The sequence below is a fragment of the Rathayibacter sp. AY1F8 genome, assembly GCF_002932165.1.
Taxonomy (GTDB): domain Bacteria; phylum Actinomycetota; class Actinomycetes; order Actinomycetales; family Microbacteriaceae; genus Rathayibacter.
Genome location: NZ_PSVB01000015.1, coordinates 71,633 through 82,334 on the forward strand (window position 1 = coordinate 71,633; position 10,702 = coordinate 82,334).

Sequence of the window (10,702 nt, forward strand, 5' to 3'; positions counted from 1 at the left end):
GGTACTGACCCTTCTCGAGACGTGGGGCAGACGGGGACCGTCCGCCCTCTCGCATGGTGGAGCACGCCGCATGACGACTTCGACACGATGCTCCGGCGACGGCCCTCTCGGCCCCGTGCCGACGATCGTCGGGCGGGCTCGGGTGCGTGCCGGGCGCTCTGGCGAGCAGTCCCGAGTATACGGAGGGGGGTGCGCCGCTGACCGGGGGTTGCGTGGTCGCATATGTCTGCGTCCGATTGGACAAGCGTGCACGCCGGGCCCGGCTCCCGGACGGGCGCATTACACTCGTTCGGGATCATCGAATCGTTAGAGGAGCAATGGACGCAGTCGTGGAGACCACCGCCGTCGAGCGGGACGGGGCGTCGCCGACGACCCTCTCGCGCAAGGTGAAGGCCTTCGTCGCTCTGACGAAGCCGCGCGTGATCGAGCTGCTCCTCGTGGTGACTGCTCCGACGATGATCCTGGCGCAGGGCGGGATCCCCAATCTGCTGCTGGTCCTCAACGTCCTGATCGGCGGCGCCCTGAGCGCCGGGTCCGCGGGCGCGTTCAACTGCTACTTCGACCGCGACATCGACCGGATCATGAACCGGACGAAGAACCGGCCGCTCGTGACCGGGGAGATCTCGGACCGGGCCGCGCTCGTCTTCGCGACCACGATCGGCGTCCTGTCGATCGTCTGGCTCGGCCTCACGGCCAACTGGCTCTCCGCGGGCCTCTCGCTCGCCGCGATCCTGATCTACGTCGTGTTCTACACGCTCTTCCTCAAGCGCCGGACGCCGCAGAACATCGTGTGGGGCGGCATCGCGGGCTGCATGCCGGTGCTGATCGGCTGGGCGGCGGTCACCGGCTCGCTCGACTGGGCCCCCGTCATCCTCTTCTCCGTCATCTTCCTCTGGACGCCGCCGCACTACTGGCCGCTGTCGATGAAGTACCGGGACGACTACCAGGCCGCCGGCGTGCCGATGCTGGCCGTCGTGCGCGGGCGCACGATCGTCGGGCTCCAGGTCATCCTCTACGCCTGGGCCACCGTCGCCTGCTCGCTCCTGCTGATCCCCGTCGCCGGAATGGGGGTGCTCTACACGGTGGTCGCGCTCGGCAGCGGAGTCTGGTTCATCGCCGAGACGCACCGCCTCTACAGCCTCGCGATCCGTCACGAGCACGTCTCGCCGATGCGGGTGTTCCACGGGTCCATCGGATACCTCACCCTGCTCTTCCTCGCCGTCGGCATCGACCCGCTGCTCCCCTTCTGATGGTGACGCCGTTCTCCTTGCTCGCCGAGCGGGTGACCCTGGGTCCGCGCGCACTGCGCTGGGGGACCACCGCGGCGCTCGTCGCGAGCATCCTGATCATCTTCTTCGGGGGCGTCGTCCGGCTGACCGGCTCGGGCCTCGGCTGCCCCACCTGGCCGGCGTGCGAGCCGGGCTCGCTCACCTCGACCCCCGAGCTCGGGATCCACGGCTTCATCGAGTTCACGAACCGCGCGTTCACCGGCGTCCTCGTGGTCGCGGTGGGCTGGGCGATCACGGCCGCGCGCCTGCAGAAGCCGCGCGACCGCACCATGACCCGGCTCGCTTGGTCGCAGTTCTGGCTCGTCGTCGCGAACGCCCTCGCGGGCGGCGCGACCGTCCACTCGGGCCTCAACCCGTACATCGTGGCCGGGCACTTCGTTCTCGCCATCGCCCTCCTCACCACCACCGCACTGACGTGGCACCGCGCCCACCGCTCGCAGTCCGTGGCCTTCGAGCCTGACCGCCCGACGCGGGCGCTCAGCATCGGGCTCGTCGGCCTGACGCTCCTCGTGATCCTCGTGGGGACCCTCGTGACGGGGACCGGCCCGCACGCCGGCGACTCCGCGGAGGTGCCCCGCATGCAGTTCCACTGGGCGAGCGTGACCGTCGTCCACGGCGTGCTCGGCACGGCGGTGCTCGTCGTGGGCGCCGCGCTGCTCCTGCGCCTGTCGCGGGCGGCGGGCTCGGAGCTCGCCCGGCGGCGCGTGGTCGCCTTCCTCGTGGTCGTCGTGCTGCAGGCGCTGGTCGGGGTCGCGCAGTCGCTCACCGCGCTGCCCGAGACGCTCGTCGCGGTGCACCTGCTCGGCTCGGCGCTCATCTGGGTCGGCGCGGTCCGCGTGCTGCTCGACGTCAACCCGAGGCTGTTCACCGTGCGCGCCCAGCGCCGGGACGCCGCCCAGGAGCTCCAGCCCGCCGCCTGACCGCGGGCTCCGGCTCGGCGGAGAGCAGGTGCCGCCGGAGGCGCAGGAGCACGCGGGGGAGCGCCCGCAGCGGGAGGTCGGCCGCGATCGCGCGGGCGAGAGGGCCGAACGCCCGTGCGGGTCCGGTCGGCAGGCCGGCGCCCACCAGTGCGGTCACGAGTCGTGCGGGGATCGGGGTCGATGCGTCGTTCGTCATGGCGGAACCGAATCACGGACCACCGACACTGGTATGGCCATGCGCGTCTGGAGGCACGTCACCGGTGCCCGGCCGACACCCAGGTGCGGAGGTTCCGCTGAACGGCGGACGCCGGTAGAATGAGAAGCTGGTCACGGTTCGACGTACCCTGCGCACGTGATCCGCACACGGCCCGATGGAGCGCCGACGCACACCTCCGGAATCCAGGGACGCACATCATCCGCTCCGCGCATCAGATCGATCGCGCGACCGGCCGGAGAGCACCCGCGGGCCACCCCCGGGGGAATGACTCCGGGACCCGACCGGTTAGCAGTGGGTAGGAAACGAGGTACACATGTCAGACATCCTGATCGACCGCCCCGAGCTCGAGAGCCTGGGCGTCTACGAGTTCGGCTGGTCCGACTCGGACTCCGCCGGAGCCTCCGCGCGACGCGGCATCTCGCCCGAGGTCGTCTCCGACATCTCCGCGCTCAAGAACGAGCCCGCCTGGATGCGCGACCGCCGCATGAAGGCCCTGAAGCTCTTCGAGCGCAAGCCCATGCCGACGTGGGGCGCCGACCTGTCGGACATCGACTTCGACAACATCAAGTACTTCGTCCGCTCCACCGAGAAGCAGGCGCAGACCTGGGACGACCTCCCGGACGACATCAAGAACACGTACGAGAAGCTCGGCATCCCGGAGGCGGAGCGCCAGCGCCTCGTCGGCGGCGTCGCGGCCCAGTACGAGTCCGAGGTCGTCTACCACCAGATCCGCGAGGACCTGGAGGAGCAGGGCGTCATCTTCATGGACACCGACACGGCGCTGCGCGAGCACCCCGAGATCTTCGAGGAGTACTTCGGCACCGTCATCCCCGCGGGCGACAACAAGTTCGCGGCGCTGAACACCGCGGTCTGGTCCGGCGGCTCCTTCGTGTACGTCCCCAAGGGCGTCCACGTGGACATCCCGCTGCAGGCCTACTTCCGGATCAACACCGAGAACATGGGCCAGTTCGAGCGGACCCTGATCATCGCGGACGAGGACAGCTACGTCCACTACATCGAGGGCTGCACGGCTCCGATCTACAAGTCGGACTCGCTGCACTCGGCCGTGGTCGAGATCATCGTGAAGAAGAACGCCCGCGTGCGCTACACGACGATCCAGAACTGGTCGAACAACGTCTACAACCTCGTCACCAAGCGCGCGATCGCGCACGAGGGCGCGACGATGGAGTGGATCGACGGCAACATCGGCTCCAAGGTCACGATGAAGTACCCGTCGATCTTCCTGGTCGGCGAGCACGCCAAGGGCGAGACCCTCTCCGTCGCGTTCGCGGGCCCCGGCCAGCACCAGGACGCCGGCGCGAAGATGGTCCACATGGCGCCGTACACGCAGTCGTCGATCGTCTCGAAGTCGATCGCCCGCGGCGGCGGTCGCGCCGGATACCGAGGCGAGGTCCGGGTGGACGCGAACGCGCACCACTCGGCGAACACCGTGCGCTGCGACGCCCTCCTGGTCGACACCATCTCGCGCTCCGACACCTACCCGGCGATCGACATCCGTGTCGACGACGTGCAGCTCGGCCACGAGGCGACGGTGTCGAAGGTCAGCGAGGAGCAGCTCTTCTACCTGATGTCGCGCGGCCTGCCGGAGGACGAGGCGATGGCCATGATCGTCCGCGGCTTTATCGAGCCGATCGCGCGCGAGCTGCCCATGGAGTACGCCCTCGAGCTGAACAAGCTCATCGAGATGGGGATGGAGGGCAGCGTCGGTTGACGCCCGCCTCCCCCCTCGAAGGGGCGCCCGGACGGGGCGCCCCGCACCCATCGAAAGGAACCACCGCCAGATGACGGTCCCCACGAGCGCCGCGACCCCCGAGATCGACGGCGCGGCCGCCGCTGAGCGCCTGGGCATCAGCGCCCACTCCGACGGGGCGTTCACGCCCGTGCAGACGCGCTCCGAGCGCTTCGCGTCGGCCGACGTCGAGGCCTTCGAGGCCGTCACCGGCCGCGAGATCGCCTGGAAGCTGACGCCCGTCGCCCGCCTCGGCGATCTGATCGACGGCGCGCTAGACGGCTCGCCCGCCCCCCTCGAGCACGCGGCGGTGGACGGTGTCGACGTCTCGTGGGTCGGCCGCGACGACCAGCGGATCGGCACCGCCGGCCTCCCCGAGGACCGCGCCGCCGCGAACGCCTGGTCGAGCTTCGAGAAGGCCCTTGCCGTCCGCGTGACGGGCGAGGACGAGAAGGTCGCCACCCTCGTCCGCTCGAGCCTCGGCTCCGCACCCCGCGCCGCGCACACGATCATCGAGGCGGCGCCCTACGCCCGCGCCGTCGTCGTGCTGCAGAACGAGGGGGAGGCCTCCCTCGCGGAGAACGTGGAGATCCTCGTCGGCGAGGGCGCGCAGCTCACCGTCGTCACCGTGCAGGAGTGGGCGGACGACGCCCGGCACCTGGCCAACCACTTCGTGCGGGTCGGACGCGACGCGAAGGTGAAGCACATCGTGGTCACCCTCGGCGGCTCCATCGTCCGGGTGAACCCCTCGGCGCACCTCGTTGAGCGCGGAGCGGACGGCGAGCTCTTCGGTCTGTACTTCGCCGACGGCGGCCAGCACCTCGAGCAGCAGGTGTACGTCGACCACGACGCCCCCGACACCCGCAGCCGCGTGACCTACAAGGGCGCGCTGCAGGGCGAGGGCGCGCGCACCGTCTGGATCGGCGACGTCCTGATCCGCAACAGCGCCACCGGCACCGACAGCTACGAACAGAACCGCAACCTCGTCCTCTCGGACGGCACGCGCGCCGACTCCATCCCGAACCTCGAGATCGAGACCGGTGACATCGCCGGAGCGGGGCACGCCTCGGCGACCGGCCGCTTCGACGACGAGCAGCTCTTCTACCTGCAGTCCCGCGGGATCCGTGAGGACGAGGCGCGACGCCTGGTCGTGCGCGGGTTCCTCAGCGAGATCGTGCAGCAGATCAAGGTCGCCGAGCTCGAGGACCGCCTGCAGCTCGCGATCGAGGCGGAGCTCGCCGGCAGCGCCGGCCAGACCGGCTCCTCCCGCGGAGCGGCGGTCAGCGCATGAGCAACGCCGCGATGATCTGCTCGGTCTCCGAGCTGATCCCCAACCAGGCCATGCGGGTCGAGGTCGACGGAGTCGCGATCGCGGTCGTGCAGGACTCCGCCGGCGAGATCCACGCCATCGGCGACACCTGCACCCACGGCGAGATCTCGCTCTCCGAGGGCTTCGTCGAGGGCGACAGCCTCGAGTGCTGGGCGCACGGCTCACAGTTCTCCCTCCGCACCGGCACCCCCCTGAACCTCCCGGCCTACGAGCCGGTCCCCGTCTTCGTCGTCGAGATCATCGACGGCGACGTCTACATCGACCCGACCGTCACGAAGGAAGTCTGAATGTCCGTTCTCCAGATCAGCGATCTCCACGTCAGTGTCGAGACCGAGCAGGGGACCAAGCAGATCCTCCGCGGTGTCGATCTCACCATCAACCAGGGTGAGATCCACGCGATCATGGGCCCCAACGGGTCCGGCAAGTCCACCCTCGCGTACACGATCGCGGGACACCCCAAGTACCACGTCGACGGCGGCTCGATCACCCTCGACGGCGTCGAGGTCCTCGACATGTCCGTCGACGAGCGCGCCCGCGCGGGCCTCTTCCTCGCCATGCAGTACCCGGTCGAGATCCCCGGTGTGACCAACACCAACTTCCTCCGCACTGCCAAGACCGCGATCGCCGGAGAGGCGCCCGCGATCCGCACGTGGACGAAGGACGTCAAGTCGGCGATGGCGAACCTCCGCATGGACTCGTCCTTCGCGGCGCGCAACGTCAACGAGGGCTTCTCGGGCGGCGAGAAGAAGCGCAACGAGATCCTCCAGCTCGAGCTGCTCGCCCCGCAGTTCGCCGTCCTCGACGAGACCGACTCCGGCCTCGACGTCGACGCGCTCAAGATCGTGTCGGAGGGAGTCAACCGCGCCCACCAGAGCACCGGTCTCGGCGTGCTGCTGATCACGCACTACACGCGGATCCTGCGCTACATCCAGCCCGACTTCGTCCACGTCTTCGTCGCTGGCCGCGTCGCCGAGCAGGGCGGCAAGGAGCTCGCCACCCGGCTCGAGGACGAGGGCTACGACCGCTTCCTGACCTCGGCGACGGTCTGATCATGGCGGTCACCACTCTCGAGCCGAAGCTCTTCGACCAGGTCGAGGAGGCCCTCAAGGACGTCATGGACCCCGAGCTCGGGGTCAACGTGGTCGACCTGGGACTCATCTACGACCTGGGCTGGGACGACGAGAACGACGCCCTCGTCATCCACATGACCCTCACCTCGGCGGGCTGCCCGCTGACCGACGTGCTCGAGGAGCAGACCGCCGAGTCGCTCGACGGCATCGTCGAGGCGTTCCGGATCAACTGGGTCTGGATGCCGCCGTGGGGTCCCGACCGGATCACCGAGGACGGGCGCGACATGATGCGCGCACTCGGCTTCTCGATCTAGCCGCTGCACACCGACGCCGAAGGGCCGGGAGGAGTCGTCCTCCCGGCCCTTCGGCGTTCCTGTCGTCTTCAGCCTGTCGCAGTCCGTCGTGGAGTCGGAACGGCCGGGCGGGTCGACTCCGGCGTCGAGGGCCGTCGTCGTCCCCGCCGGTCGAGTCGGTGGAGGTGCCCACCGAGGTCGAGCAGGAGGACCGGGCGGCTCGACCTCTGCCGGACGCCGAAGGGCCGGGAGGAATCGTCCTCCCGGCCCTTCGGCGTCCGTGCGACCGCTCAGCGCGAGCGTCGCGAGAGCATCGCCCAGGTGGTGGGGAGCAGCGCGGCAGCGACCAGCGCCTTGAGCGCGTCGCCGACCAGGAAGGGCACGAGTCCCGCGGAGAGGACGGAGCCGAGGTCGGCTGGCAGCCCCAGCGAGGCGAGGGCGGCGGCCAGCCAGGGCAGGCCGACGAGGTAGATGGTGGCGGTGCCGGCGAGGAAGGTCACCAGCGTGCCGAGGACGCGACGGTCCCACTGCCGCTGGGCGAGCCACCCGGTGACGATCGACGCGAGGACGAAGCCGACGATGTAGCCGCCGGTGGGACCCGCGAGGACCGCCCAACCGTGCGAGCCCTCGGTGAAGACCGGGGCGCCGAGAGCGCCGACGAGCGCGTACACGAGCATGGACAGCGCGCCGCGGAGTGCGCCGAGCGTCGTGCCGACCAGGAGGACCGCGAAGGTCTGGCCCGTGAAGGGGACCGGCCACATCGGGATGAACAGCTGCGCCATCGCCGCGGTGAGACCTGCACCCGCGAGCACCAGCAGGGCGTCGGTCGCGACGGAGCGGGTGACGAGCCGGTCGGCGAGGACCGGGCGCGGGAGGGCGGAAGAGGAAGGGGACATGGGTGATCTCCGAGAGTCCTGGTCGCCCGAGAGCGAGGAGCGAGCGCGTCCGCGGTGAGCGGACGTGGATCCGCCCCGCGGCTCAGGAAATATACTAGGGGGCTGCCGCATCGCGGCCCCTTGCCCCACTCCTCCCGAACCGAACGCCATTTCTTGGCGGGAACGGACAGCACTGTGCTCAGCGTGCACGACCTCGAACTCCGAGTCGGCGCCCGACTCCTGATGGAGAACGTCTCCTTCCGGGTGGGCGACGGCGACAAGGTCGGCCTCGTCGGCCGCAACGGGGCGGGGAAGACGACGCTGACCAAGGTCCTCGCGGGCGACCTCATCGCCTCGAAGGGCACGGTCGACCGCGGCGGCGAGATCGGCTACCTCCCTCAGGACCCGCGCTCCGGCGACCCGGAGGAGCTCGCGCGCACCCGCATCCTCGACGCCCGCGGGCTGGGGCAGCTGGTGCTCGGCATGCAGGAGGCGACGGTCGCGATGTCGAGCAGCGACACCTCCGTGAGCGAGGCCGGCATGAAGAAGTACGGCAACCTCACGGATCGCTTCCTCTCCCTCGGCGGATACGCGGCTGAGGCGGAGGCCGCGTCGATCGCGAGCAACCTCAACCTCCCCGACCGGATCCTCGACCAGCCGCTCAAGACGCTCTCCGGTGGCCAGCGGCGCCGCATCGAGCTCGCGCGCATCCTCTTCTCCGACGCGAGCACGCTGATCCTCGACGAGCCGACGAACCACCTCGACGCCGACTCCGTCGTCTGGCTCCGCGAGTTCCTCAAGAACTACCGCGGCGGCTTCATCGTGATCAGCCACGACATCGAGCTGGTCGGCGAGACAGTGAACCGCGTCTTCTACCTCGACGCCAACCGCCAGGTCATCGACGTCTACAACATGAACTGGAAGAACTACCAGCGCCAGCGCGCCGCCGACGAGGAGCGCCGCAAGAAGGAGCGGGTCAACGTCGAGAAGAAGGCCGGCGCCCTCCAGCTGCAGGCCGCCAAGTTCGGCGCGAAGGCCTCGAAGGCCGCAGCGGCGCACCAGATGGTCGCGCGTGCCGAGCGCATGCTCAGCGGGCTCGAGGAGGTCCGTGCGGTCGACCGCGTCGCGAAGCTCCGGTTCCCGACCCCGTCCGCCTGCGGTCGCACCCCTCTGCAGGCTCAGAACCTGTCGAAGAGCTACGGCTCGCTCGAGATCTTCACCGCCGTCGACCTCGCGATCGACCGCGGCTCCAAGGTCGTCATCCTGGGGCTCAACGGAGCGGGCAAGACGACGCTCCTGCGCATCCTGGGCGGCGTGGACCAGCCCGACACCGGAGTGATCGAGGCCGGGCACGGCCTCCGGATCGGCTACTACGCGCAGGAGCACGAGACGATCGACGTCAAGCGCTCGGTGCTCGAGAACATGGTCTCCTCCAGCCCGAACCTCACCGAGACCGAGGCGCGCCGGGTCCTGGGCTCGTTCCTGTTCACCGGGGACGACTCGCACAAGCCGGCCGGGGTCCTCTCCGGCGGAGAGAAGACCCGTCTCGCCCTGGCGATGATCGTGGTCTCGGGCGCGAACGTGCTCCTGCTCGACGAGCCCACCAACAACCTCGACCCCGCGAGCCGCGAGGAGATCCTCGACGCGCTCGCGCACTACGAGGGCGCGGTCGTCCTGGTCAGCCACGACGAGGGAGCCGTCGAGGCGCTGAACCCCGAGCGCGTCCTGATCATGCCGGAGGGCACCGAGGACCACTGGGCGGCCGACTACCTCGACCTGATCACGCTCGCCTAGCGGGCGTCGAGCAGCTCGTCCTCGACCTCGGAGTCGCTGCGGCCGCGGCGTCGGCGGCGCTCCTCGCGCCGCTCCTCGGCCGCGACGACCTCGGGGTCGTCGGCGTTGCGGATGCGGTACTCGTGGCGGATCGCCCAGCCGAGCCCGCCGAAGCCCATGACGGCGAACAGCACCCACTGGACGGCGTAGCTGATGTGCAGGCCCTCGTCGGCGACCGGCTTGATCGCGGCCAGCGGGGGAGCGTCGACCGGCGCCGGCGCCTCGGCGACCAGCAGGCCGTACGCCGAGGTCCGCAGGGGCTCGTCCAGCTGCGTCGACAGGTCGTCGAGCTGGATCGTGGCGATCTGGCCGGCCGGTGCGGAGCGTCCGTCGATCCGTCCCTCCGCGGGCTTCAGGCGGGCGACGACGGTCACCTCCCCCTCGGGCGGCACGGGGATCGCGTCGGGGGAGTCCTGGGTCGAGCCGACGGGGACCCAGCCGCGGTCGACGACGAACACGCTGCCGTCGTCGAGCCGCAGCGGCGTCAGGATCTCGAAGCCGGGGTTGCCGTTGTAGGGCCGGTTGCGGACGAGGGTCTGCCCCTGCGTCTCGTAGACGCCGGTGACCTCGACCGGGCGGTACTCGAGCGCGTCGTCCCACGTGGAGTCGGCGGGGAGCAGCCCGTCGAGCGCCACCGGGTCGGCGGTCCAGTTCGCGGTGACCAGCCGGTTGGTCGAGGCGGCCTGGTCGAGCCGCGCGACCTGCCAGCGCGAGAGCAGCACGCAGGCGACGGCGAAGACGATCGCGAGAGCGAGGTAGCCGAACCAGCGTCGCGAGAAGACGAAGCGCCAGGAGGGACGGGGCGCGTCGCCGCTCATCGTTCCGCTCCGCGGTCGACCTTGTAGAGCGGCTTCACCTCGAGCGGGAAGCCGCGGGCGAGGAGGAACTCGCGCAGGAACTCCCGGTGCTCGCCGCAGGCCAGCCAGGTCTTCCGACGGTCCTCCGCGTGGATCCTCGGGTTCCTCCACTCGATCGCGAACGTCGCCGTCCGCGGGCAGCCCGCTCGGGAGCAGGCGTGCGCGTCGGGGACCCGGCCGAGCGGGATCACGGCCGGTCTCCGCGCGGGTCGCCGCCCTCGGGGCCGGTCGGCGCCTCGGAATCGGGGGCGGCGACCCGCGCGGAGAC

The 10,702-nt window shown here is 70.3% G+C and carries 11 protein-coding genes; 8 read left to right on the forward strand and 3 right to left on the reverse strand.

The features are described from left to right. Nucleotides 1-317 precede the first annotated feature (317 nt). From C5C35_RS11775 to C5C35_RS11805, 7 genes are all read left to right on the forward strand, one after another. On the forward strand, nucleotides 318-1,250 hold the full coding sequence (locus tag C5C35_RS11775; RefSeq protein ID WP_104221928.1) for a heme o synthase: 933 nt from the start codon (nucleotides 318-320) through the stop codon (nucleotides 1,248-1,250). Next, complete coding sequence (locus C5C35_RS11780) at nucleotides 1,250-2,209, forward strand: heme A synthase (protein WP_104260742.1); 960 nt, start codon at nucleotides 1,250-1,252, stop codon at nucleotides 2,207-2,209. Before C5C35_RS11775 ends, C5C35_RS11780 begins: the two co-directional genes overlap by 1 nt. A 530-nt stretch (nucleotides 2,210-2,739) precedes the next feature. Continuing rightward, nucleotides 2,740-4,158 carry a Fe-S cluster assembly protein SufB gene (gene sufB, locus C5C35_RS11785; RefSeq protein ID WP_104221933.1) on the forward strand — a complete coding sequence of 473 codons (1,419 nt, stop codon included), beginning with the start codon at nucleotides 2,740-2,742 and terminating at the stop codon, nucleotides 4,156-4,158. Nucleotides 4,159-4,228: 70 nt separating this feature from the next. Further along, entirely contained in the window at nucleotides 4,229-5,467 is a 1,239-nt protein-coding gene (gene sufD, locus C5C35_RS11790; protein ID WP_104263178.1) for a Fe-S cluster assembly protein SufD, read from the forward strand. Then, on the forward strand, nucleotides 5,464-5,793 hold the full coding sequence (locus tag C5C35_RS11795) for a non-heme iron oxygenase ferredoxin subunit (RefSeq protein ID WP_077222834.1): 330 nt from the start codon (nucleotides 5,464-5,466) through the stop codon (nucleotides 5,791-5,793). The genes sufD and C5C35_RS11795 overlap by 4 nt, the downstream gene beginning before the upstream one ends. Beyond that, entirely contained in the window at nucleotides 5,794-6,555 is a 762-nt protein-coding gene (gene sufC / locus C5C35_RS11800) for a Fe-S cluster assembly ATPase SufC (RefSeq protein WP_104221937.1), read from the forward strand. A 2-nt stretch (nucleotides 6,556-6,557) separates the two neighbouring features. Beyond that, a complete protein-coding gene (locus C5C35_RS11805; protein WP_104221939.1) occupies nucleotides 6,558-6,890 on the forward strand; it encodes a metal-sulfur cluster assembly factor in 333 nt (110 codons plus the stop codon). 269 nt (nucleotides 6,891-7,159) lie between these two features. Here C5C35_RS11805 and C5C35_RS11810 read toward each other — a convergent pair whose 3' ends face one another. Beyond that, the gene (locus C5C35_RS11810) at nucleotides 7,160-7,765 is read right to left on the reverse strand and encodes a biotin transporter BioY (protein ID WP_104232632.1); all 606 of its coding nucleotides are present in this window, start codon (nucleotides 7,763-7,765) and stop codon (nucleotides 7,160-7,162) included. Nucleotides 7,766-7,939: 174 nt separating this feature from the next. Here C5C35_RS11810 and C5C35_RS11815 point away from each other — a divergent pair, with 174 nt between their 5' ends. After that, nucleotides 7,940-9,538 (forward strand): ABC-F family ATP-binding cassette domain-containing protein, encoded by a 1,599-nt coding sequence (locus C5C35_RS11815; RefSeq protein WP_104221943.1) that lies wholly within the window; start codon nucleotides 7,940-7,942, stop codon nucleotides 9,536-9,538. Here C5C35_RS11815 and C5C35_RS11820 read toward each other — a convergent pair. Both C5C35_RS11820 and C5C35_RS11825 read right to left on the reverse strand, forming a co-directional pair. Further along, entirely contained in the window at nucleotides 9,535-10,395 is an 861-nt protein-coding gene (locus tag C5C35_RS11820) for an SURF1 family protein (protein ID WP_104263179.1), read from the reverse strand. The two genes, C5C35_RS11815 and C5C35_RS11820, sit on opposite strands and share 4 nt — an antisense overlap. After that, nucleotides 10,392-10,625: a hypothetical protein gene (locus tag C5C35_RS11825; RefSeq protein WP_104263180.1), complete on the reverse strand. Its 234-nt coding sequence runs from the start codon at nucleotides 10,623-10,625 to the stop codon at nucleotides 10,392-10,394. Before C5C35_RS11825 ends, C5C35_RS11820 begins: the two co-directional genes overlap by 4 nt. Nucleotides 10,626-10,702 lie beyond the last annotated feature (77 nt).